At 64.8% G+C, this 23,632-nt stretch carries 22 protein-coding genes, 1 pseudogene and 1 riboswitch; of the genes and pseudogenes, 17 read left to right on the plus strand and 6 right to left on the minus strand.

Translation table 11 applies throughout. The annotated features are described in order from the left end of the window. Positions 1–225: 225 nt before the first annotated feature. The 12 genes from soxY (at position 226) to F467_RS0102940 (ending at position 8,730) form a co-directional block, all read left to right on the plus strand. Positions 226–699 carry a thiosulfate oxidation carrier protein SoxY gene (gene soxY / locus F467_RS0102885; protein ID WP_012981538.1) on the plus strand — a complete coding sequence of 158 codons (474 nt, stop codon included), beginning with the start codon at positions 226–228 and terminating at the stop codon, positions 697–699. Positions 700–745: 46 nt separating this feature from the next. After that, complete coding sequence (gene soxZ / locus F467_RS13135; protein WP_012981539.1) at positions 746–1,030, plus strand: thiosulfate oxidation carrier complex protein SoxZ; 285 nt, start codon at positions 746–748, stop codon at positions 1,028–1,030. A gap of 150 nt (positions 1,031–1,180) precedes the next feature. After that, positions 1,181–1,774 (plus strand): imidazoleglycerol-phosphate dehydratase HisB, encoded by a 594-nt coding sequence (gene hisB / locus F467_RS0102895; protein WP_018139861.1) that lies wholly within the window; start codon positions 1,181–1,183, stop codon positions 1,772–1,774. 15 nt (positions 1,775–1,789) lie between these two features. Then, positions 1,790–2,446, plus strand: a complete 657-nt coding sequence (gene hisH, locus F467_RS0102900; protein ID WP_018139862.1) for an imidazole glycerol phosphate synthase subunit HisH — start codon at positions 1,790–1,792, stop codon at positions 2,444–2,446. A gap of 10 nt (positions 2,447–2,456) precedes the next feature. After that, complete coding sequence (gene hisA, locus F467_RS0102905; protein ID WP_012981542.1) at positions 2,457–3,188, plus strand: 1-(5-phosphoribosyl)-5-[(5-phosphoribosylamino)methylideneamino]imidazole-4-carboxamide isomerase; 732 nt, start codon at positions 2,457–2,459, stop codon at positions 3,186–3,188. A gap of 1 nt (position 3,189) precedes the next feature. Beyond that, positions 3,190–3,981, plus strand: coding sequence for an imidazole glycerol phosphate synthase subunit HisF (hisF, locus tag F467_RS0102910; RefSeq protein ID WP_018139863.1), 792 nt, complete (start codon positions 3,190–3,192; stop codon positions 3,979–3,981). Next, positions 3,981–4,358 carry a phosphoribosyl-ATP diphosphatase gene (locus F467_RS0102915; RefSeq protein WP_018139864.1) on the plus strand — a complete coding sequence of 126 codons (378 nt, stop codon included), beginning with the start codon at positions 3,981–3,983 and terminating at the stop codon, positions 4,356–4,358. The genes hisF and F467_RS0102915 overlap by 1 nt, the downstream gene beginning before the upstream one ends. A 73-nt stretch (positions 4,359–4,431) precedes the next feature. Beyond that, positions 4,432–4,734 carry a twin-arginine translocase TatA/TatE family subunit gene (gene tatA, locus F467_RS0102920; protein WP_012981545.1) on the plus strand — a complete coding sequence of 101 codons (303 nt, stop codon included), beginning with the start codon at positions 4,432–4,434 and terminating at the stop codon, positions 4,732–4,734. A 44-nt stretch (positions 4,735–4,778) separates the two neighbouring features. Next, positions 4,779–5,483 carry a Sec-independent protein translocase protein TatB gene (gene tatB / locus F467_RS0102925; protein WP_018139865.1) on the plus strand — a complete coding sequence of 235 codons (705 nt, stop codon included), beginning with the start codon at positions 4,779–4,781 and terminating at the stop codon, positions 5,481–5,483. Continuing rightward, positions 5,480–6,676 (plus strand): twin-arginine translocase subunit TatC, encoded by a 1,197-nt coding sequence (gene tatC, locus F467_RS0102930; protein ID WP_012981547.1) that lies wholly within the window; start codon positions 5,480–5,482, stop codon positions 6,674–6,676. Before tatB ends, tatC begins: the two co-directional genes overlap by 4 nt. A 138-nt stretch (positions 6,677–6,814) precedes the next feature. Further along, positions 6,815–8,365, plus strand: a complete 1,551-nt coding sequence (gene gpmI / locus F467_RS0102935) for a 2,3-bisphosphoglycerate-independent phosphoglycerate mutase (protein WP_018139866.1) — start codon at positions 6,815–6,817, stop codon at positions 8,363–8,365. An 8-nt stretch (positions 8,366–8,373) separates the two neighbouring features. Then, positions 8,374–8,730 (plus strand): cupin domain-containing protein, encoded by a 357-nt coding sequence (locus tag F467_RS0102940; protein ID WP_018139867.1) that lies wholly within the window; start codon positions 8,374–8,376, stop codon positions 8,728–8,730. A gap of 16 nt (positions 8,731–8,746) precedes the next feature. Here F467_RS0102940 and F467_RS0102945 read toward each other — a convergent pair whose 3' ends face one another. Then, the gene (locus tag F467_RS0102945; RefSeq protein WP_018139868.1) at positions 8,747–10,435 is read right to left on the minus strand and encodes a serine/threonine-protein kinase; all 1,689 of its coding nucleotides are present in this window, start codon (positions 10,433–10,435) and stop codon (positions 8,747–8,749) included. A gap of 14 nt (positions 10,436–10,449) precedes the next feature. Next, on the minus strand, positions 10,450–10,983 hold the full coding sequence (locus F467_RS0102950) for an FHA domain-containing protein (protein WP_012981551.1): 534 nt from the start codon (positions 10,981–10,983) through the stop codon (positions 10,450–10,452). Between the two features lie 131 nt (positions 10,984–11,114). On the opposite strand from F467_RS0102950, the gene F467_RS0102955 reads away from it, so the two are divergent. Next, positions 11,115–11,492, plus strand: coding sequence for a DUF5362 family protein (locus F467_RS0102955; protein ID WP_018139869.1), 378 nt, complete (start codon positions 11,115–11,117; stop codon positions 11,490–11,492). 34 nt (positions 11,493–11,526) lie between these two features. Here F467_RS0102955 and F467_RS0102960 read toward each other — a convergent pair whose 3' ends face one another. After that, positions 11,527–15,576 (minus strand): autotransporter domain-containing protein, encoded by a 4,050-nt coding sequence (locus F467_RS0102960; RefSeq protein WP_018137573.1) that lies wholly within the window; start codon positions 15,574–15,576, stop codon positions 11,527–11,529. Between the two features lie 268 nt (positions 15,577–15,844). On the opposite strand from F467_RS0102960, the pseudogene F467_RS13785 reads away from it, so the two are divergent. Then, positions 15,845–16,132 (plus strand): annotated as a pseudogene (locus F467_RS13785) (DUF5362 family protein); the annotation flags it as partial. Positions 16,133–16,243: 111 nt separating this feature from the next. Beyond that, on the plus strand, positions 16,244–17,311 hold the full coding sequence (locus F467_RS0102975) for a diguanylate cyclase (RefSeq protein ID WP_012981553.1): 1,068 nt from the start codon (positions 16,244–16,246) through the stop codon (positions 17,309–17,311). A 59-nt stretch (positions 17,312–17,370) separates the two neighbouring features. Here F467_RS0102975 and F467_RS0102980 read toward each other — a convergent pair whose 3' ends face one another. Both F467_RS0102980 and thiC read right to left on the minus strand, forming a co-directional pair. Continuing rightward, a complete protein-coding gene (locus tag F467_RS0102980) occupies positions 17,371–18,030 on the minus strand; it encodes a hypothetical protein (protein ID WP_018138206.1) in 660 nt (219 codons plus the stop codon). A 153-nt stretch (positions 18,031–18,183) separates the two neighbouring features. After that, positions 18,184–20,073, minus strand: a complete 1,890-nt coding sequence (gene thiC, locus F467_RS0102990; RefSeq protein WP_018138208.1) for a phosphomethylpyrimidine synthase ThiC — start codon at positions 20,071–20,073, stop codon at positions 18,184–18,186. 77 nt (positions 20,074–20,150) lie between these two features. Next, a riboswitch (TPP riboswitch) is annotated at positions 20,151–20,249 on the minus strand. A 100-nt stretch (positions 20,250–20,349) separates the two neighbouring features. On the opposite strand from thiC, the gene F467_RS0102995 reads away from it, so the two are divergent. Both F467_RS0102995 and F467_RS0103000 read left to right on the plus strand, forming a co-directional pair. Then, complete coding sequence (locus F467_RS0102995) at positions 20,350–21,030, plus strand: TIGR00153 family protein (RefSeq protein ID WP_012981556.1); 681 nt, start codon at positions 20,350–20,352, stop codon at positions 21,028–21,030. Between the two features lie 27 nt (positions 21,031–21,057). Then, positions 21,058–22,314 (plus strand): inorganic phosphate transporter, encoded by a 1,257-nt coding sequence (locus tag F467_RS0103000; protein ID WP_018138209.1) that lies wholly within the window; start codon positions 21,058–21,060, stop codon positions 22,312–22,314. 102 nt (positions 22,315–22,416) lie between these two features. Here F467_RS0103000 and moaA read toward each other — a convergent pair whose 3' ends face one another. Beyond that, positions 22,417–23,421 (minus strand): GTP 3',8-cyclase MoaA, encoded by a 1,005-nt coding sequence (moaA, locus tag F467_RS0103005; protein ID WP_012981558.1) that lies wholly within the window; start codon positions 23,419–23,421, stop codon positions 22,417–22,419. Between the last annotated feature and the right edge of the window lie 211 nt (positions 23,422–23,632).

Below are 23,632 nucleotides of genomic sequence, written 5' to 3' on the forward strand. Positions count from 1 at the left end.
GATTTTGAACCCTTGGTGATCTGTTCATCATCGATTCAGCGAACTTTGGGAGGATGAACCTGCCAGACCAGCAGAAGACCACTGAAGCTGGTCAGCGATGGAGCCCGACCCCAAGGAATAGATCCCCGGGGGTCGCCGTCCAAAGCAACAGGCGTAAACGCGGGCAACCGCTAAAACGCCGCCGGATAACCCGGAACTGACCCAAAAAGATGAGAGGAGATCTCCATGATTAGCACCAAGCGTCGTGTCTTCCTGAAAGGCACTCTCGCCGCCGGCACCGTCGGCGTGGCCGTTGGGGCTGGCCTGCTGGCTCCGAGCAAGCTGCTGGCCGCCTGGCCGTCCTCCACGTTCGAGGCCGAGGGCCTGGACGCCGCGATGGAAGCTGCGCTCGGCTCCACCGACATCCCGGATAGCGACGACATCGATCTGAGCGCCCCGGAAATCGCCGAGAACGGCGCCGTGGTCCCGGTTTCGATCGAAACCAGCCTGGACGACGTCACCGAGATCGCCCTGTTCGCCGAGGAAAACGACTTCGCCGCGACCGCCCACTACATCCTGGCCTCCGGCACCAAGCCGAAAGTGTCCAGCCGCATCCGTCTGGGTGAGTCCTCGAACGTCGTGGCCGCCGTGAAGTCTGGCGACAGCTGGTACAAGACGGTCCGCGAAGTGAAGGTCACGGTCGGTGGCTGCGGCGGTTAAGCCGCGCGCCCCAATCGCTGATCGAACCCTATTGGAGGAATAAGATATGTCTATTCGAGTTCGCGCCCAAGAAAGCAACGGCGTTGTTAACGTCCGCGCTCTGATGAGCCACGACATGCTGGTCCCGGATGATGATGGTGGTCCGCACTTCATCGAAACCGTGGAAATCAAGCGTAACGGCGAAGACGCCATTACCGCCTACTGGAACTTCACTGTCTCTCGTAACCCGTTCCTGCAGGTCGAGTTCGACGGTTCCGCCGGCGACACCGTGTCCGTCTCCTGGACGGACAACAAGGGCGAATCCGATTCGACCGAAGTCGAAGTCGGCTAAGGAAGCCTCGCTTCCTGACGTCCAGCCGGGGCCCTCGGGTCCCGGCTTTTTTTTGCCAATTGCATGGCAGGCGAGTGCCCCGATCCGGTGTGCGTACCGGGCCGTGGCCAGCCTTGCTACACTGAGCCTTTGTCGTCTTGAATCGGAATCATGACTGAACGTACTGCTAGCATCCGCCGCGACACCCTCGAGACCCAGATCACCGTCGAGCTCAACCTTGATGGCAAGGGCACAAGCCAGCTGGAGACCGGTGTCCCGTTCCTCGATCACATGCTCGACCAGGTGGCCCGCCACGGCATGGTCGATCTCTCGGTGCGTGCGCAGGGCGACCTGCATATCGACGCGCATCACACGGTCGAGGATGTCGGCATCACGCTCGGACAGGCGCTGGCCAAGGCCTTGGGGGACAAGAAGGGCATCCGCCGCTACGGCCATGCCTACGTCCCGCTGGACGAGGCCCTGGCGCGGGTAGTGATCGATTTTTCAGGGCGCCCGGGGCTGGAGATGCACGCGGACTTTCGGCGTTCGCACATCGGCGAGTTCGATGTGGATCTCTTTCACGAGTTCTTCCAGGGGCTGGTCAACCACGCCTGGATGACCCTGCACATCGACAGTCTTCGCGGAGACAACGCGCACCACGTGGCCGAGACCATCTTCAAGGCCTTTGGGCGCGCGCTGCGCATGGCGGCCGAGGCCGACCCGCGCGCGCAGGGGATTACCCCGTCGACCAAGGGCAGTCTTTAAAGGGATTTCCCGGCCATGGAAACAGTTGCCGTCATTGACTACGGCATGGGTAACCTGCACTCGGTCGTTCGCGCGCTCGAACACGAGTCCGGTGCCGGCCAGCGCATCCTGCTGACGGACGATCCCGACACCCTGCGTGAGGCCGATCGCCTGGTCTTTCCGGGGCAGGGGGCGGCCGGTGATGCGATGCGCGCGCTGGCCTCGCGGGGGCTCGATCGCCTGTTGCCCGAGCTGACTGCGGATCGGCCCTTCCTTGGCCTGTGCCTGGGGCAGCAGATCCTGATGCAGCACAGCGAAGAGAGCGGCGGGGTCGATCTTCTGGGCATACTGCCGGGGCGGGTCGCACGTTTCCCGGAATGCGATGGCCCGGACGGCCGGCGCCTGAAGATCCCGCACATGGGGTGGAACCGGGTCCTGCCGACGGGCGAGCACCCCCTGTGGCACGGCCTGCCCGAGACGCCGTGGTTCTATTTTGTACACAGCTATCGCGTGTTGCCGGAGAACGAGGCGGATATCGCCGGGCGCACCGATTATGGCGAGACCTTTGCCTCGGCACTGGCGCGCGGCTCGCTGTTCACCATGCAGTGCCACCCGGAGAAGAGCGCCGCCTGCGGGCTGCGCCTGTTGCATAACTTTCTGCGCTGGGACGGTGAGGGTCCCGGGGCTGCGTGAGGAGTCCAAGATGCTGGTCATTCCTGCAATTGATCTGAAGGAAGGCAAATGCGTGCGCCTGCGCCAGGGCAAGATGGAGGATTCCACCGTGTTCGGCGAAGACCCGGTGGAGATGGCGAAGCGCTGGGTAGATGCCGGGGCGGAGCGCCTGCACATCGTCGACCTGGATGGCGCCTTCGCGGGCCATCCGCGTAATGCCGAGGCCGTACATGCGATCGCCGAGGCCTTCCCCGACCTGCCGATCCAGATCGGCGGCGGGATTCGCGACGAGGACACCGTGCAGGCCTATCTGGATGCCGGGGTGGAGTTCGTGATCATTGGCACCCGGGCGGTGAGCGCGCCGCACTTCGTCAATGACCTGTGCCTGGAGTTTCCCGGGCGCATCATCGTCGGGCTGGACGCGAAGGACGGCAAGCTGGCGGTGGATGGCTGGTCGAAGCTGTCGCACCACGATGTGATTGATCTGGCCCAGCATTTCGAGGCCGATGGTGTGGTGGCCTTCGTCTATACCGATATCGCCCGCGACGGGATGATGAAGGGCCCCAATGTCGAGGCCACCGCCCGCCTGGCCAGCAACGTGCGCGTGCCGGTGATCGCCTCTGGCGGGATCAGCTCGCTGGATGACCTGCGCCAGCTCGCCGAGAACGAGGAAGAGGGCATCACGGGGGCCATCGTCGGACGCGCGCTGTACGAGGGCGCGTTCACGCTCGAAGAGGCGCGCAAGGCGGCGTCCGGGGGCTGAGATGCTGGCCAAGCGCATCATCCCCTGCCTGGATGTCGATGCCGGCCGCGTCGTCAAGGGCGTGAACTTTGTCGGCATCCGCGATGCCGGCGACCCGGTGGAGATCGCGCGGCGCTACAACGCGCAGGGCGCGGACGAGATCACCTTCCTCGATATCACGGCCTCCAGTGACGACCGCGACACCATCCTGCATGTGGTCGAGGAGGTGGCGCGCGAGGTCTTTATCCCGCTGACCGTGGGTGGCGGCGTGCGTGCGGTGGAGGACATCCGCCGCCTGCTGAATGCCGGGGCCGACAAGGTCTCGATCAATACCGCCGCCGTGCACCGCCCGGAGCTGGTGCGCGAGGCGGCCGACTGGGTCGGCAGCCAGTGCATCGTGGTGGCGATCGACGCCAAGCGCGTCAGCGCGGAAGGCGAGTCCCCTCGCTGGGAGGTGCTCACCCACGGTGGGCGCCGCGAGACCGATCTGGAAGTCGTCGAGTGGGCGCAGCGGATGGAGTCCCTCGGGGCCGGCGAGATCCTGCTGACCAGCATGGACCGTGATGGCACCCGGATCGGGTTCGATCTGGAACTGACCCGGGCGGTCAGCGATGCGGTGGGTATCCCGGTCATTGCCTCCGGCGGCGTGGGCGAGTTGCAGCACCTGGTCGAGGGCGTGACCGAAGGCCATGCCGACGCAGTGCTGGCGGCCAGCATCTTCCATTTCGGTCAGCACACGGTGGGCGAGGCCAAGGACGCGATGGCCGCGGCAGGTGTGCCCGTACGGCCGAACGACGCCGGGGTGGCCGCCTGATGGCCGGGCGTGCGTCAGATGCCCTGGCGGGTGCCGAACTCCTGAGCGCGCTGGCCGAGGTGATCGAACAGCGGCGCCAGGCCGACCCGGAGCAGTCCTACGTGGCGAAGCTGCACGCCCGGGGGCTCGACGAAATGCTGAAGAAGCTCGGCGAGGAGTCGGCGGAGACCATTATCGCCGGCAAGAACGACGACAGCGACGCGCTGGTGTCGGAGATGGCGGACCTGTGGTTTCATAGCCTGATTGTGCTCGCGGCCCGGGGCCGCCACCCCGACGACGTCCTCGACGAGCTGGCTCGGCGCTTCGGGTTGTCCGGTATCGCGGAAAAGGCCGCGCGCCGGGCCAGTGGGCAGCGCTCTGATAAAAACGATAAATAAAACGCTGCGTATTGATTATGGGCCTGGCGCCGTTCAGGCTTATCCCAAAGTTGAATGATCTTGGAGAGAGTCCATGGGTATTGGTGGCATCAGCATCTGGCAACTTCTTATTATCCTGCTCATCGTCGTGCTGCTGTTCGGCACGAAGAAACTGCGCAACATGGGCGGTGACGTCGGCTCCGCGCTGAAGAACTTCCGTCAGGCGGTCAAGGACCCGGACGGCCAGAACAAGCAGGATGACAACGCGGAAGGCCAGGATGGCGAGACCCCTGAGGTCGAGGACCAGACCGGCGACAAGGGGCGTGTGGTCGACGGCGAGGTGAAGAACAGCTCGGAGCAGGAAACCGAGACCTCGCAGTCGGACAAGAAATCCTGATCCGCGCCCCGCGCGGAACGGCCGGACTCGGGCGGCGCTAGCGCATGTTCGACATCGGTTTCTGGGAGATCATCATCATCGTGCTGGTCGCGCTCCTGGTCGTCGGACCGGAGCGGCTGCCCGGCCTTGCGCGCGAGATCGGCCGCTGGGTGGGCAAGACCCGGCGTTTCGTGCACAGCGTGCGTTCGGATTTCGAGCAGGAACTACAGACCGACGAGCTGCGCAAGATGCTCCAGAGCCAGGAGCGCGAGATCCGTCAGCTCAAGGGCACCATGGAGGAGACCGAGAAGGATCTCCGCGAGGACATCGAGGAAACCGAAAAGGATCTGCGCGAGGACATCGAGGGGAAGCCCGCCGCCCGCAAGGGCCTGACGCAGGACCACCTGAAGGCCCTGGACGACAAGCGCGCTGCAACGGATAAACAGACGAAGAAGCCGGCCGTGCGTGAGCGCCGCCCGGCGGATGCGGACGACGCCCAGGACGAGGCCGATCCCGAGCAGGCTGAAGTGCGTCGGGTGCCGACCCGCTCGGGTATAGACGGCAACCTGATGACCGACGACCCGGCGCTGGAAGCCGAACGCAAGGCACGCGCTGGAGAGGCGGATCGACCCAAGCGCAAGAAGCCGGCTGTGCGCCCGCGTCGCACCGCGAAGTCGGATACCCCCGAGTCCGCGGACCGCCAGGATGCCGCCCCGGACCATTCAAGCGACTCCACTCACGACGACCAGGCCCCCGACAAGCACTCATGAGCAAGACCAAGCCGGAGGTCGAACCGAGTCCGGAGGCCACCGAAACCCTGCTCACGCACCTGATCGAGCTGCGTGATCGTGTCCTCAGGATGTTCATCGCCATTCTGGTGGTGTTCCTGGTGCTGTTCCCGTTCGCCAACCCGATATACACGTGGCTGGCGGATCCGCTGATGCAGCACCTGCCGGAAGGCACCAGCATGATCGCGATCGACGTCGCCGCGCCGTTCCTGATCCCGTTCAAGCTGGTCCTGCTGTTGGCGGTGGTGATCAGCATCCCGTACCTGCTCTATCAGGTCTGGTCGTTTGTTGCGCCGGGGCTGTACAGCCACGAAAAGAACATGGCCCTTCCGCTGGTGGCCTCGTCCACCATCCTGTTCTACCTCGGGATGGCCTTCGCGTATTTCGTGGTTTTTCCGCTGATCTTCGCCTTCTTCACCGCGACCGCCCCCGAGGGGGTCTCGGTGATGACCGACATCTCGCGCTATCTCTCGTTCGTGATCATGCTGTTCATCGCGTTCGGCATCGCATTCGAGGTGCCGGTGGCGACGATTCTTCTGGTCTCGCTGGGGGCGACCACACCCGACAAGCTGGCCAAGAAGCGCCCCTACGTGATCGTGGGGGTGTTCCTGATCGGCATGGTGCTCACGCCGCCGGATATCATCTCGCAGACGCTGCTGGCCTTGCCGATGTGGCTGCTGTTCGAGATCGGGCTGATCCTCTCGCGCATCATGGAGCGCAAGAAGGCCGAGAAGCGTCGCGCGCAAGGGGGCGATGAGCCCGATGACCTGAGCGATGACTCCGGCGATGGGCCCGACGACCCGGACGGTGGGCCTGGTGGTGGCGGCAAGGGTGCGTCTGGCACCTCTAGCCGCAAGGCCGCAGCCGCCACGGCCACGGCTGGAGCGGCCAGCTCCAGCTCCAGCGCCGGGGCTCGGGAGACCCCGGCCTCCGCGCGCGCGGGCTACACCCCGATGACCGACGAGGAGATGGATGCCGAACTCGACCGCATCGAGGCTGAACAGGCCGAGCTCCAGCGCCAGAAAGAGGCGCGCAAGTCCTCGGAATCGCAGACGGACGAAACTCCAGGCACCGATCTGTCGCAAGATGACACGCCTCAGGAACCTGCCCGTGACGATGCCCGGGCCGACGAGGGGCCCTCGCAGGAAGACTATGACGAGGGGCGTTTCCGCTAGGAAACATTGATCGGTGTTTCCCGGTAGACGCTGACTGTTTCACACGCCAGCGTCTACTGGATCCCCGCGGTGTCCATCTGCGCATTGGAACTTGCTAAAATGCCCGGATAACCCATTGACCCAGGTAATGAACCCGCGATGGCCGACCCGCGTCCGACCCCCCGCCGCCCCGTCCTGCTGATCGTTATGGACGGGGTCGGAGTAAACCCGTCCAAGGTGAACAACGCCTACGCCGAGGCCAACACGCCGCGCCTCGACGAGTACCTGTCTACCCATGCGCATACCACGCTGGATGCCTGTGGCCGCGCCGTTGGCCTGCCGGATGGCCAGATGGGCAACTCCGAGGTGGGCCATTTGACCCTGGGTGCCGGGACCGTGATCAACCAGGATCTGGTGCGCATCGACGACTCCATCGCCGATGGCAGTTTTTACGAGAACGACGCCCTGGTCAGTGCCGCCCGCGCGGCCGCGAATAATGACCTGCCGCTGCACCTGATTGGCCTGGTGTCCGATGGTGGCGTTCATTCGCATATCCGCCACCTGCGCGCGCTGGTCGAGATCTGCCAGCGCGAAGGCGCCCGGCCGATGGTGCACATGATCACCGACGGTCGCGACACGGCCCCGCGTTCCGCGCTCAACTACCTCGACCCGCTGGAAGAGGAGCTGGCCAGCGCCGGCGGCGCCATTGCCACGGTATGCGGTCGTTATTACGCCATGGATCGCGACAAGCGCTGGAGCCGCACCGAAAAGGCCTTCCGCGCGATTGCCTACGCCGAGGGCGAGCCCGCAGGGTCGGCGCGCGAGGCCATCGAGGCCGCCTACGCCGCCGGCGAGGACGACGAGTTCATCAATCCCCGCATCATCAACGGCGGTGCCCCGCTCGGGCAGGACGCGGTCTGCGTGCTGTTCAACTTCCGCAACGACCGGCCGCGTCAACTGACGGCCGCGCTGGGGCTGGACGACTTCGACGGCTTTGACCGTGGTGAATTCCGCCCGGTGGCCGAGACCTGTCTGACCGAGTACGACCCGCGCTTCCTGTCGCCGATCGCCTTCCCGCCCGAGCGCCCCTCGACCACCCTGGGGAGCACGATCGCCTCTGCCGGTATCCCGCAGTTCCACTGCGCGGAGACCGAAAAGTACGCCCACGTCACCTTTTTCTTCAATGGCGGGAAGGAAGAGCCCTACGCCGGAGAACAGCGCGTGATGGTGCCCTCGCCGCCAGTGGATACCTACGACGAACAGCCGGAGATGAGCGCGGTTGAGGTGGCCGACGAGACCATCAAAGCCATGGAAGGCGGGCGCTACGGGTTCATCCTGGTGAACTTTGCCAATGGCGACATGGTGGGCCACACGGCCAAGCGCGAGGCCCTGCTCCAGGCGGTCGAGGTGCTGGATCGCGAGGTCGGACGCGTGCTGGATGCCGCGAAGGATGCGGGTTATTCCGTGATCGTGACCGCTGACCATGGCAACTGCGACGAGTACATCGACCCGGTGACCGGCGACCCGCACACCCAGCACACGATCTACCCGGTGATGTGCATGATTACCGACTCGCAGCGCTGGCGTCTGCGTACCGGCGGCGGTCTGGCCGATGTGGCCCCGACGGTGCTGGAATTGATGGGGGTACCCAAGCCCGCCGCAATGGGTGGCTGCAGCCTGTTGCTCGAGGAAGTCCCCGAGCCGGCATGAGGCCGATCATGTATACGCGCTACGACGACATCCCGGCCTATGACACCAAGGACGGCTCCGAAATCCGCGAGCTGATGCACCCGGATTCCCATGGCAATGCGGCCCAGAGCCTCGCCGAGGCAGTGGTCGCCCCGGGCGCGACCACGCACCTGCATCGCCATGCGCAGACCGAGGAGCTCTACCACATCACCCGCGGGCGCGGAGAGATGCGGCTCGGGGGGGAGACCTTCGAGGTGACGGTCGGGGATACCGTCTGCATCCACCCCGGTACCCCGCATAACATCCGCAATACCGGGACCGAGCCGCTGCATATCCTGTGCAGTTGCGCGCCACCCTATTCGCACGGCGACACCGAGCTCTTGTAGCCGGGGTTCCGCTTGCTCAGGCGGGGGGAGTCCGTTCCGGGCGGTCCGCCTCCGCATGTTCCTCCAGTATCAGCGTCCGCTCGCTGTCGGATTCCGCTTGCGGGGCTTGCTGTTGGGGTGCCGGGCGCTGCTTCATGCGCGCCTCCAGCGAGTCCGCCATCGCGTTGTAGGCGGCATATACCCGTTCGAAATCATCGCGTCGCCGGGTGCGGATGCGCGTGTCCAGCCGGCCTTGTCCGATCTGATCGAGGGCCCCGCGCAGAGTGTCCAGTGGCGTCTGCAGCCGTCGTGCGAGTACGTAAGCACCCAGCGAAACGGCGAGCAACGTCACCAGCGCGAGCAGCGTCAGGGCCAGCAGTGTGGTCTGATTGGCGGCACGCAGCGAGCGGGTCGAGAGGCCCACCTGCAGCCGCCCGATCTCGATCTCCTGAAAGCGCACGGGTGCCTCGAACAGGAACATCTCGCGCCCGTCCGGGTCCTCCAGAGACCAGATCGCCTGGTCCCCGCGACGGGTCAGCAGGTGCTCCTCGGGAGGGGATTCAAATGGGCTGCCAAGTGATGCGTGATCGCTGCTCGCCACCACGTGCCCTCGGTGGTCCGCCACGCTCAATAGCGCGATCTCGCGATTGTCCTGCATGTCCTGCAGCCGCCCCTGTACGGCGATGGTGTCCTCCAGCAGCAGGTCCTCCGCGCTCTCCACCGTGATGATCTGCGCCAGCGTGGACCCGTAGTCGAAGGCCAGGTCCGTGATCACCTCGTTCTGTTTTTTCTGCACCAGGGCGCCGGCGGCTGCCAGCGTGATGGCCACGGTCGCTCCGAGGATTGCCGGCCAGCGCCACCGCAGCGGGATGATCCGCCGTCCGGCGCCGGCGCGTTCGTGTTCCATGCGCTCTTCGTCGATCCGTTGCAGCTCTACTAGCAGCTCTCCGGCTGACTGGTAGCGCTGGTCCGGTTGTTTCTCCAGCAGCCGTTCGACCAGCTCGATCAGCTCCGGGGGGCAATCCTGGACGATCGGGCGCAAGGGCGGTGGCGGGTCGCGCACCACTCGGGTCAGCAGCCCTTCGACCTCGTGCCCGCGAAAGGGTGTCGAGCCGGTGAGCAGTTCATACAGGACGACCCCCACCGAGTAGAGGTCCGCTCGGGCGTCGGTGGACAGGCCACGAATCTGTTCCGGAGCCATGTAGTGGGGCGAGCCGGCGACGTAGCCATCCGAATCGGCCCGCCAGGCAGGATCATTCAGGGTCTGGGCGATGCCGAAGTCCATCACCTTGATGTTCACCGTGGCGCTGGTGACGATGATGTTCTCCGGCTTGATATCGCGATGCACCACACCATTGCGGTGGGCGTAATCGAGCGCCTCGGTCAGCTGGATCGCGATCTTGAGTACGTTGCGCAATAGCAGCGGGCGGAACTGCTCGGCGAAGGCGGCGAGCGTAATCCCGTCCAGCAGTTCCATCGCGATAAACGGGCGGTCCCCGGATTCGCCGACGTCGAAGATCGTCACGATCCCCGGGTGGGTCAGTGTGCCGGCTGCGCGCGCCTCCACCAGAAACCGGCGGCGATACTCGGGCCGGCGTGCGTAGTCATCCTGCAGGCACTTGATCGCAAGTTCGCGGCGAATCTCCGGGTCGAAGCCGCGATAGATTACGGCCATCGCCCCGCGACCGATCTCCTCGCCTACGCCATAGCGACCGATGCGCTGCACGCCGGACGGCTCGTTCAGGTGTTTTCGAGCAGGATGCGCGCGACCGCGGCGAGCACCAGAATCGCCACTGCCACGCCGATCCAGCGCCAGGAGGACCGCCGGACGCCACCGACGGGCACGGCCTCGGAGCCGTCATCCCGGCGCCGGAAGATGAACTCCGCGCGCCCGAAACGGACATGGTCGCCGTCATTCAGCGTGGCCTCGTGCACCTTGCGCTCGTTCACCCAGGTGCCGTTCGTCGAGAGAAGGTTGACCACGCGGCAGGCCCCGCCGTCGTTGACCAGCCAGGCGTGTTGCGACGAGACACTGCCTTCCTGCAGCACGATGTCATTGTCGCCCTGTCGGCCGACGGACTGCTTGCCGGGTTTGAGGGTCAGGCGTTGCTGGCGGAAGGGTTCGGCGACGCCCACCAGGACGGGGTGTCCACCGGGGGGCGTTCGCGACTGCTCTGCGGTGGCTTCCGTCTCGGGCAAAGTCGCGCCCTGGAACAGCATGGTCCCTTGCGGCCCACTACGCTCGCGTTCACTGTCTCGTCCCTGATCGCTCATGCGGCCTCCATTGCGCAGCTGCGGTGTACCGCCCGAGTATGCCTTTCGCCCCAATGGCGAACAATGCACGGTGCCCCGGTCAGGCTGCTATGCTCGGAACCGTTCCCAACCCAACGGACAGGAGTATTCGCATGGAAGCAGAATCGACAGGCAACCCGCAGCTTCGCGAACTGATCGAACCACTGGTGCGCGGCAAGTTCTGGATGCAGCTGATCGGTATCATGCTGATCATCTCGGGCGTGCTCACTGCCCTGTCCATTGTCGGCATCCTGATTGCCTGGATCCCGATCTGGGCCGGGGTGGTGCTGATGCAGGCGGCGGGCGCCTCGCAGCGCGCCTTCGACAGCGCCGACCCGCTGGAGATCAAGTACGCACTAAGCCGACTGCGCATCTACTTCACCATCTTCGGCGTGCTGCTGCTGATCTACCTGGCCCTGATGATCGTCGGCATGCTGTTCGGCATTGGCGCTGGCATGATGGGCCTCGGCGCCATGGGCGAACACATGTAGGTGCGCAGCAGGCCCCCGGTCATTTGGTCGGCGGCTAGAACGGGATCTGCACCCGCATCCCGATGGCGTGATCCGTCATGTTGTTGGAGAAGCGGCCACGGTAGTCCACACGAACCGAACCGGAGTCCCCAGCGAGAATTTCCAGACCAGCGCCCATGTCCGCCACTGTGCGGTCACGGCTTCGGCTGATTCGAAACGAATCGCCGCCCCCCTGGAACGAGGCTGTAAGTTGGGTCTCGTCCGAGGTATACCGAGTGGCGCCCGCCGAGAGATAGGGGCGTACAAGTGTGTCATTTCCGGTCTCGAATTCGGTACCCCAGCGTGTACCCAGCGCGATACTGCCGGCGCGGTCGCGCTCGCTGTCCACGTCCAGTGCCTCGGGCCCACCGCTTTCGGAGAATCCACCCAGGCGGACCTGCCGGTAGCCAAGCCCGGCATAGGGCTTGAGGTAGGACCCACCTAGATCGATCTCGTACTGCGCATGGAGGTCGATCCCCAGGTGGCGTACGCGATAGTCGGCAGTGAGTTCGGATGGTTCGCCGGTGAAGTCGACGACGCGCGTGCTGTCATGCCAGCCGTAACCGCCCGACACTGACCCAGAAACCATCCACGGCCCTGGAGCATATTTGAGTACAGCGCCGGCATGCATGCGGTCCACTTCTGTCTGCGCGCCGGAATCCGACTGTACATCGCCGCGTTCGAATCCCACTCCGCCTCCGAGATGCCAGTCGTTGGCAAGTGCGCGTTGCACGCCGGTGGATACCGAGATGCTGTTTTCCTCGAATCCAGCCTGGCGCGAGGTGGAATCCTGGTCCAGATTCCGCCGTCCGAGCCGTACCCAGGCGCACTCGCCCTGGCGCACATGGACATGTGCGCCGGAGTCCACGCTGCAGCTAAGCAGGTCACTGGCGAACACGCCGGCCGCGTGGGTCGCGCTGGCGGCGCTGTTCATATGGGGCTCGGGGCTGAGCTGTTCGTAGGCCTGTGCCAATTCGGCAACATCCGAGACAGAGAGCAGGGCGCCGAACACGGTGTCGAGGTCTCCTGTTGACCCCGTCGCCCACAGCCCTTCGATAACCCCGTGCACGGACTGCTGGTTGGAGTTCAGTCCGGTTACCGTTTCGGGGATGTCGATTTCCGCGCTCAGGCCCAGCTCGCTGGCCGAGGAGAAGTCCAGTTTGTAGTCCACGAAGAGCGTATCTTGAACATTCATCCCCTCGTCCGTGACCCCGCCCGTTGCCGCGGCGATGGTGAAGCTTCCGGAATCGTCCGGAACCAGGATTCGGGGGACGACCTCGCCATTCAGGGAGGCGGTTCCGGAGATATCCAGGAAATCGGAATCGCCGGAAACCATGTCCAGGGAAACCTGATAGCGCCCAGTAGCGGTGTTGGTCCAGTCACCGGCGACCTGGGTGGTCACGATCCGATTTGTGCCACCCGGGTTGAGCCAACCGCGGTTCTCCAGCGTGCCGCCGTTTAGGTCGACGATGGCCTCGCTCTCGAACCGGCCGGCCTCCTGATTGAACAGGGCGTTACTGCCAGTTCCGAGGTCCACGTCCCCTGCCAGCAACCCCGTGTTGTAAATCGTGTCGTCGCCATCACCACCGAGTACGGCGCGCCGCGACATCGAGGTCAGCACCCCGTCGTTCCAGACCGTGTTGCTGCCCGACCCCTCGAGTTGTAGCCCATAGTATCCCGGCCCCCCGATCACCGACCCATCCGTGATCCGTACCTCGATATCGCGCGCCGACCCGCCGTCGCTGATGGCATGGATCGCCTGTTGCCCGGCCCGGATGTGGCCGGAGCTCAGGACAGACACGGCAGTCGCGGAATCCGACACCCCGCTGATCGAGGAATGGGCGACGATACCTCGGCCGTCCGCGTCAATCTCGCCGTGGTGTTCCACCCGGACCCGCGCGACCTCCACTGCATCGATCACCATGATCCCGGCCCGGTGATTGGATTGATCGACCGATATGTCGTTTATGGCCTCCCCATCGGGCTCGCCGCCTGCGCCGTCTCCTGCTTCCTGCATCTCATCGGTATTGGCCTGATTGACATGCTCCTTCTGGACGACCTCGGCGTTCGCACGCGCCACGATGCCGTCACCCCCGGCACGGATGTCCCCGTGATTCGAAACTTTCGTGCTGGCCAGCGATCCCCCGGATATCAGGAGGATCTGCTCGCTTTCGTTTTCTTGACCCAACCGATGGTGGTATTCGGCGGAGCCTCCGGCTCCTCCGTCACCATCGTTGCCGTCCGACCCGATGCCTCCTTCGCCTCCGTCTCCGCCCACAAGTCTGGTTTCGACTTCTGCCGAGTTGGTCTGATCGAGAATCTGTACCTGTACCAGTGACACCCCACTTTCGGCGGTGATGCCGCGGCCGCCGGCAAACACGCGACCGGAGTTCTCCACTTCGACTTCGGCAAGACGGCTATGCGACAACAACACGATCTGGCCTGCCTCGTTGGATTGCGACCAGATGAGCTCTGCCAGAGTGTCCCCACCATCCCCACCATCCCCACCATCCGCACCGGCGCCACCGTCGACATCCCCGGCGCCTCCGGCACCAGCATCGCCCGCGGTCGCGTCAAACGCATCCATTGCCTGATTGGCCTGCTCCCCTTCCTGCACCTGTACGATGTCGGTAGAGACGCGTGCGACGATGCCGCCCCCTCCCGCCTGGACCGATCCCGCGTTGCGTACCTCGGCCTGGCCGATACGCGAATCAGTCAGTACAAGGGTTTGAGCCAGCTCGTTGGACTGATTCAGGCGCAGCTCTGCCAGCGCATTGCCCCCGGCGCCACCGTCTGCACCCGTGTCTGGATCGCCGGCACCACCGTCACCGCCCGACCCGGCCACCGAGCTGGCGTCGCCTGTCACGTCGTTGATCTGTTCGACCTGTTGCACCTGGACCCGGCTCGCATCGACCTCTAGGGCCAGCCCGTATCCTTCTGCGGATACGCTTCCGGTATTGTGGATCCTTCCATGGCCCACGCTGGTCGCGGTCGCGATGTCGGTCTGGCTGGCCTCGCTCGATTGCTCAACATACCGAGTGGAAAGGGCAAGACCGCCAGGCGTGCCCGTGCTGCCCGAATCATCCACCTCGCCCGAGGGCGCGCTCAGTTCGGCCGTGCCCTGCCAGGTATTTTCCTGGATGGCATCCATGATCTGAGTGTCGGGGGTGGTCAGGATTGCTGCGACTCCGTGATCGCCGCTGGTTATATCGCCGTGGTTCTCGATCGCAAGTTCGCCCAACCGAGAATCCGCGGCCACATGGGTCTGGCCCAGCTCGTTGGCCTGCTCGACTGAGACATCACCCAGGATCACTCCCGAGCCGTCCCCGGTGATTTCGGTGCCCGTTCCCACGAAGTCCTGCCCCGAAGTATTGACCTGGTCCGTGTCGAAGACCTGGACCCGAGACGCCGATTGGTCGGCGCGCAGTCCGGCACCTCCGGCCGTTATACGGCCCTTATTCACCAGGCGGGAGCGCCCGACCGTGCTTTCCGACACCACCCGGTGCTGCCTCAGGGTATTTCGCTGCAGGCTGGACTGAATGCCTGCAGAGAGGCTGTTCTCGCCCGCCTCGGCCTGCGCTTCGAGTTCCGCAACGTTGACCTGACCGGCGCCCTGCGTCTGCAGGGTCCGTGCGCGGGAGATCAGCCGCAGGCCGTCGTCACCCGCTACGGCATGCCCGGTGTTTTCCAGGGACGTCCAGCCGGCTTGGCTTTGCACGACCATCAGGTCGCGTTCAATGTGGTTTTCCTGATCCACGTCCTGAATGACCAGCGCCGTCGCATCCACCTCGGACACGGTGGATGCCATCCCCACCATGAAGGCCGCGTTCTCTTGCTGGGGCTCGTGGTCCTCCTGCGACTCGATCCAGTCGTGCACGAGCTCGATGCCTGTGGCTTCACGGGTGAGAGGCAGGCTGTTGCGGCGGGTCAGCCACCCCTCCGACTGTTCGACGATCCGGGCTTCCATCCGGTCATCGTTAATCTGGAGGACCATCTCGATCGTCTCGTCATCGGCATGCAGTGGGGCTGCGATACTGGCACCAAGCGCGGCAGCAACCGCAAGCACGAGCGTCCGGGGCTGCGGGTAAGCGCCAAGGACTCGCTGAAATGATGTCCGACAACATGCGAACCCTTGTTCGGAAATGACGCGCATGCTGGTCCCCCTATTTGTGACAGTCGGCCCGGCCCGCTTGAGGCGGGTTCTCGAGCCTACAAGTCCCATAAATAGGTATTCGAGTGAAAGGTGACGCGTGAGTCCGGCGTTAGGTTTCGCAGCGACCGCTCGTTGGGGTACCCCCCGTACGCGTGGGCGAGCCGTAGCACGGTGCGAAAGGCTGATCCGCTCGGACGTGCTCACCGCCCTGTCCATTGTCGGCATCATCATCGCCTGGACCCCGATCTGGGCCGGTGTGATGCTCATGCGGGCGGCGGGTGTCTGGCATTGCGCATTCGACAGCAAGGACCCGTTAGAGATTTAATACGCGCTGAGCCGACTGCGCATCTACTTCACCATCTTCGGCGTGCTGCTGCTGATCTACCTGGCCCTGATGATCGTCGGCATGCTGTTCGGCATTGGCGCTGGCATGATGGGCCTCGGCGCCATGGGCGAACACATGCAGTAACCGCAGGGCCATCTCCCGCCCGGAACGGCTTCCGCAAGCCGGGGTCATAACGGCCGACCCTGGCAAGCAAGGAACAGGATCTTGGATATAGCAAGGCGACTGCGGGGACGGATGGATCCGCTATACGCGGAGGGCGAGGACACACGGCGAGGGTTTGCGGCCTGGCTGCGTGCCACGCGCATTCCGCAGGTGCGCTACATCGCGTTTCTGACCGCTGCGCTATATCTGTTGTATGCCGCCATCGAGCAGACGGTAGCCGTCGATGCGTCGGGCCAGCGGCTGCTGGCCCATGGCTTGCTGGTGCCCGGCATGTTGCTGGCCGTGGCGGCGATGACTTTCCGCGCGTCGCTCCAGCGTCCGATGTGGGCCTTGCTGATTATCGCGCCAGTGGTCGCGAATGCCGCCAACCTCTACCTGAATGCCGGTTCGCCACAGTTTCTGGTGTTCGCCCCCGAGATCTATCTGAGCATCATGTGGACCTTTGCGATCTCGGGCCTGGCCCTGCGTCAGGCCGCACTGGCCGCTACCGGGATCGTGGTGCTGGTCGTGGCGGCCAGTCTCCTCCAGACCCTGGAGACCGGCTTGCTACAGCTGCACCTGCTGTGGGTGCTGGCGGCGTTTTCGTTTGGTTGCCTGAGTGCCTTCGTGCTGGAACGGGCCCTGAAACTTACCTTCCTGCAGCAACGGGAGCTGGCGCATTCGGCGCAGGTCGACGAGCTGACCTCATTGTCGAATCGTGCGCATATCGAGCAGTTGTTCGAGGAGGAGTGTGCGCGCACCGAGCGCTATGGCCAGCCATTTTCTGTGATCCTGATCGACATCGACTACTTCAAGGCCGTGAACGATACCTGGGGCCACAGGACCGGTGACACGGTCCTCAAACAGTTCGCCGAGCTTCTGCGCCAGAACCTGCGCAAGGTGGATGCCATTGGGCGTATTGGCGGCGAGGAATTCTTCGTGCTGCTGCCACAGACCGACGCCGAGCAGGCGCAGGCGGCGGCCCGCGACCTGCAGGCCCGGATCAACGCCTTTGACTTTGACGCCGTCGGGCGGCGCACCGCGAGCTTCGGTGTGACCGAATACCGCCCGGGCGAGCGCCGGGTCGATACCTTCGACCGGGCCGACCAGGCCCTGTACGCGGCCAAGAAGAACGGACGCAACCGCATCGAGGTGCGTTGAGCCCGGACAAGGGCACAGTAGTGGATTTCCGACGGCCGCTGGTGTGGCCGGTTAGCGTGTTATCGAGGGCCGAAGTGAAAGCGGACACCGGTGCCGATGAAATTGGAACCGCTGGCATCGCTGACCACACCAAAGACGCCGGAGCGGTGATGGATACGCAGGAAGGCCTCCCAGGAACTGTCTCGTGACGCGGACGGCGCGAAGGTGACTTCGGCCATCATGAACGCCTGGGTGCGGCTGGGGCGGCGATCCTCGATGACCGGATCGCCGAAGGCACGCGAGGGGCCGATGCCCCAAGCGGCCGAGGTGTCCACCAGGTGGTCCCAGGGGAAGCGGGTCCAGCGCAGGTTGGCGGCCGCGTTTAGTTCGAAGTGATCCTGCTGACCCCAGTGCCGGGCGACATTGATCTCGCCTTCGAGATGCAGATGGTCACTGAAGCGGTGGAGGCGGCGAGAGATGCCCACGGCCGCCAGGTGCGAGTCCTGCATCGCGGTCTGGAACTGGAGGATCTCGACGAAGCGGGTGTCGGTCCAGCGAGCGCCATAGGCGAAGACCGAGATGTCTGGCCGCTGCTGTACGGCCGCTCCGTCGTCTCGGGCTGTGGCCGCCCCAATCTGACAGGCGGCCAGCAACGCGGCGAGGGCGCTGGCGCTGCGATAGCGGCTGGCGGTCGCGATGCCGTGGTCCTCCTGGCGGTACTTGTGCCGGGCGCAGTACAACAAGCGTAGACGCCCATTCTGCGCGGGGCGAGCGATCGGTTAGTGGCTCGTCACAGAACCCGCCTCCCCGTCAGCCGATAACGCCGCCATGATCGCCTCTTGCGATTGAATCAGCGTGTCCCGGGCTGCCACCCGGGTTTCGTTGTTGGGGCCTCAGGTCTTCCGGTAGATCTCCGCGCCCTTCTCGACGAATTCCACCGCCTTCTCCTGCATGCCCTTCTGCAGGGCCTCGTCAGCGCTGATGCCCTGGGCCGCGGCATAGTCGCGCACGTCCTGGGTGATCTTCATGGAGCAGAAGTTCGGGCCGCACATGGAGCAGAAGTGGGCGACCTTGTGCGCCTCCTTCGGCAGGGTCTCGTCGTGGAATTCGCGCGCGCGCTCCGGGTCCAGTGCCAGGTTGAACTGGTCCTCCCAGCGGAACTCGAAGCGCGCCTTGGACAGGGCATTGTCCTGCAGCTGCGCGCCGGGGAAGCCCTTGGCCAGGTCGGCGGCGTGGGCGGCGATCTTGTAGGTGATGATGCCGTCGCGCACGTCCTGCTTGTTGGGCAGGCCCAAATGCTCTTTCGGTGTCACGTAGCAGAGCATCGCGGTGCCGTACCAGCCGATGTTGGCCGCGCCGATGCCGGAGGTGATGTGGTCGTAGGCCGGGGCAATGTCGGTCACCAGCGGGCCAAGGGTGTAGAACGGCGCCTCGAAGCAGTCCTCCAGCTCCTTGTCGACGTTCTCCTTCACCTTCTGCAGCGGGACATGGCCGGGGCCCTCGATCATCACTTGCACGTCGTGTTTCCAGGCCTTCTGCGTCAGCTCGCCCAGGGTCTCCAGCTCGCCGAACTGGGCGGCGTCGTTGGCGTCGGCCAGGCAGCCGGGGCGCAGGCCGTCGCCCAGCGAGAACGAGACGTCGAAGGCCTGCATGATCTCGCAGATCTCGTCGAAGTGCGTATAGAGGAAGTTCTCCTGGTGATGCGCCAGGCACCACTTGGCCATGATCGAGCCGCCGCGGGAGACGATGCCGGTCACGCGGTCGGCGGTCAGCGGCACGTACTGCAGGCGCACGCCGGCGTGGATGGTGAAGTAGTCCACGCCCTGCTCGGCCTGCTCGATCAGGGTGTCGCGGAACAGCTCCCAGGTCAGATCCTCGGGTTTGCCGTCGACCTTCTCCAGCGCCTGGTAAATCGGCACGGTGCCGATCGGCACCGGCGAGTTGCGCAGGATCCACTCGCGGGTCTCGTGGATGTTCTTGCCGGTGGACAGGTCCATCAGGGTGTCGCCGCCCCAGCGCGCGGACCAGACAAGCTTTTCTACCTCCTCCTCGATCGAGGAGGTGACCGCGGAGTTGCCGATGTTGGTGTTCACCTTCACCCGGAAGTTGCGGCCGATGATCATCGGCTCGAGTTCCGGGTGGTTGATGTTGGCGGGGATGATCGCGCGGCCGCGGGCGATCTCCTCGCGCACGAACTCGGGCGTGATCTCGTCCGGGATCGCGGCGCCGAACGACTCGCCGGCGTGTTGCCGCAGCAGCTTCCGGTAGCGCGGGTCGGCGCGCAGCTCCTGCAGGCGGTTGTTCTCGCGGATCGCGACGTACTCCATCTCCGGGGTGATGATGCCCTGGCGAGCGTAGTGCATCTGCGAGACGTTCGCGCCGGCCTTCGCGCGGCGCGGCGGGCGGATGTGCTCGAAGCGCAGGCGGGCCAGTTCCGGATCGGCGGCGCGGGCGCGGCCGTACTCGGAGCTCGGGCCGTCCAGCCACTCGGTGTCCGCGCGTTCGTCGATCCAGGGGCCGCGCAGGTCCGCCAGCCCCCGGTGCAGGTCGATGCTTGCGTCGGGGTCGGTGTAGGGGCCGGAGGTGTCGTAGACCGGGATCGGCGGGTTCTCTTCGGGGGTGCCGGAGGTCATCGTCGGCGTCTGCGCGACCTCGCGATACGGCACGCGGATGTCCGCGCGCGAACCCTCGACGTAACGCTTCTCGGAGTTCGGGAACGGGCGGGTGACCTCCGCGGAGACCTCGGCGGTCTTGCGGGCAAACGACTCGGGGATGGCGCTCATGATCGGACCTCTGCTGACGCGTGGGGCGAAGGGAGCGCGGGCAGGGCGATCGCGGGGGCAGGAACCCCAAGTACAGCAGACCGTTGACCGAGCTTCCCTCCGCCGGTGTTAACCGGTTCAGGTTCAAGGGGACTCTCTCAGCCCGACATGTGGTACGGGCACCCCCAGCTCTGGGCCACGATTGTAGCGCACGCGGCACACATTCGCCTGCAGGCGACAGGGTATCGAGGGTTGTTTTGCGGTACATTGCGCCTTTGTGACATTCTTCGCGCCGCCATGAGCCCCAAGAACTTCGTCTTCGAACTGTTTGGCCGTTCGCCGGTGCGCCCCCTGCAGGCGCACATGGAGAAGGTGCGCGCCTGCATCGCCGAGCTCCCGCCGTTCATCGAGGCCATGGCCCGGGACGACTGGGACACCGCGCGCGTTCAGCAGAAGAAGATCGTCAAGCTCGAGCACGAAGCCGACCGCCTGAAGAAGGACCTGCGGCTGCACCTGCCCAAGGGCATGATGCTGGCGATGTCGCGCCGCGACGTGCTCGACACCCTGCTGATCCAGGACCGCATCGCAAACATGGCCAAGGACATCGCGGGGCTGATGCTGGGCCGCCAGATGCAGTTCCCGGCCAATATGCAGGGTCCATTGCAGCGCTTTCTGGATCGCAGTGTGGATGCGGTCAATCAGGCCGGGCGCGCGGTCAACGAGCTGGACGAGCTGGTCGAGGCGGGCTTTCGCGGACACGAGGTCGAGGTGGTCAACGACATCCTGACCGAGCTGGACCAGATCGAGCACGAATCCGACGAGGCCCAGCGCGAGGTACGCGAGATCCTGTTTGCCCAGGAGGCGGAGCTGCCCCCGGTGAACGTGATCTTCATGTATCGCGTGATTGATTCCATAGGCGAGCTGGCCGATCTGGCCCAGCGCGTGGGCAGCCGCCTGCAGCTGATGCTGGCCAAGTAACCACTCGCACCACGTACCGAGGACCGCATGGAATACGGCACCCTGTTGCTCGGCCTTGCAGTCATCTTCGGGCTCTTCATGGCCTGGGGTATTGGCGCCAACGATGTCGCCAACGCAATGGGTACCTCGGTCGGCTCGCGGGCCCTCAACATTCGCCAGGCGGTCTTTGTGGCCGCGGTGTTCGTGTTTGCCGGGGCGTGGCTGGCGGGCGGCGAGGTGACGCAGACCATCCGCAGCGGGATGGTGGACTCGGCACTGCTCGCGGACAGTCCTTCGCTGCTGGTCTACGGCATGCTCGCGGCGCTGGCGGCGGCGGGCACCTGGCTATTGACCGCTTCCTATTTCGGCTGGCCGGTCTCCACCACGCACTCCATCATCGGCGCGATCATCGGCTTTGCGGTGGTGGGCCTCGGATTTGAAGTGGTGCGCTGGGAGCGCGTCGGGACCATCGCGATCTCCTGGGTGCTGTCCCCGATGATCGGCGGGATGATCGCCTTCGCGCTGTTCCGCAGCATCCAGTTGCTGATCCTCGACACCGTCGACCCGTTGAAAAACGCCAAGCGCTGGGCGCCGCTGTATATCTTTCTGACGGCCTTCGTGACTGCGCTGGTCACGATGTTCAAGGGGCTGACGCACGTCGGGCTGGACCTCACTAGCGCCCAGGCCTACAGCTTCGCCGTACTGATCAGCGTGGCGGTGGTGGTGGTCGGACTCTTCGCGATCCGGCGCCTGCGTTTCGAGGAGGCCTCCTTGCAAGCCCACGGCTCGCACTTCAGCGATGTCGAGAAGGTCTTCGGCGTGATGATGGTCGTCACCGGTTGTGCGATGGCCTTCGCGCTGGGCTCCAACGATGTCGCGAACGCGGTCGGGCCGCTGGCCGCGGTGGTGGACGTGATCCAGACTGGCGAGGTGGACCCGGAGACCGTGGTGCCGATGTGGGTCCTGCTGCTGGGCGGCTTCGGGATCGTGTTCGGGCTGTTTACCTATGGCCACAAGGTGATCGCCACGGTCGGCACCGGCATCACCCAGCTGACGCCCAGCCGCGGTTACGCGGCCACCGCGGCGGCGGCTGCGACCGTCGTACTGGCCTCCGGTACCGGGCTGCCAATCTCCACCACCCATACGCTGGTGGGGGCGATCCTGGGTGTCGGCATGGCGCGCGGGATCGCCGCGATCGACCTGCGCCTGGTGCGCATGATCTTCATGTCCTGGATCGTGACCCTGCCGGCCGGGGCGATCCTGGCCATCGTGTTCTTCTTCATTCTGCGCGGGTTGCTCGGTTAGCTGCAGAGGCGGCAAGCCCTGGCCCTAATAAAGCGGCCCCCCTAACAAGAAAGGCCCGTCTCGCTGGACGGGCCTTTCTTGTTAGCAAGCCTTGCGGTGGTGTCATCCGCCGGTCATGGACATGAAGCGCATGACCTTCTCCGGGCGTTCCGAGAACTCGTGACGCTCGGGTTTCAGGTTGATCGCCTGGATTACCAGGTCTTCCAGCTCCGAGTCGCTGCAGCCTTCGCGCAGGTAGGGGCGCAGGTTCAGGCTGTGTTCGTTGCCCAGGCAGGTGTAGATGGTGCCATCCACCGACAGGCGCACGCGATTGCAGGTGTCGCAGAAGTGCTGCGAGATCGGGGTGATGAAGCCGATGCGCACGTCGGTATCCGGGATCTGCATGTAGCGCGCCGGGCCGCCGCCGGGCATCACGCCGGGGACGAGGTTGTAGCGCTGCTCCAGACGGGCGCGCACGTCCTGCAGGTTCACGTAGTGACCCTCTTTTGCCTCGCGGCCAGTGTCGCCCATCGGCATGGTCTCGATGAAGCGCAGAGTGAAGCCGTGTTCGATGCAGAAGTCGACCATGTCCTCGACCTCCGGCTCGTTGATCCCGCCCATCACCACCATGTTGATCTTGATTGGGTCGAGCCCGGCGGCCTTGGAGGCCATCAGGCCGTCCAGCACCTTCTCCAGCTTGCCGCCGGTGATCTCCTTGAAGACCTCGGGTTTGAGCGAGTCGAGGCTGACGTTGATGCGGGCCACGCCGGCGTCCTTCAGCTCCTGGGCATGGCGCGCCATGCGCGTGGCATTCGTGGACAGCGAGATGTCGTCGATGCCGGGCAGGGCGTTCAGGCGCGCGGCCAGATCCGGGAGGTTCTTGCGCACCAGCGGCTCGCCGCCGGTCAGGCGCACGCGGCGGGTGCCGAGTCGCCCGAAGGCCCCCATCACGCGCTCGATCTCCTCGAAGCTCAGCCAGTGCTCCGGCTCCTCGAAGTCACGAAAGCCCTTGGGCATGCAGTAGAAGCAGCGCAGATCGCAGCGGTCGGTAACCGAGAGACGGACATATTCGATGCGGCGGCCGAAGGCGTCGACCAGGGCGTTCTCGTCCTTGAGGGCGTGTTGCATACGGTGTCCCGTCCTGCCGCTGGGGGCGATATGTTTCATGGTACACATCGTAGACCACTTTTCCGTGATTGCCACAACAAGGCCCCAGATTCGATGCGGCAATAAATAAATTCTCTCGCAGATTATTTCTGCTTATTCCTAGATAAGAACTTTTCGTTAGCCAAAAGGCTTCTTTATGGCCAATATGCCCAGCGTGAATAAGCAAACCATA

Source organism: Thioalkalivibrio sp. ALJ12, assembly GCF_000378305.1.
Classification (GTDB): domain Bacteria; phylum Pseudomonadota; class Gammaproteobacteria; order Ectothiorhodospirales; family Ectothiorhodospiraceae; genus Thioalkalivibrio.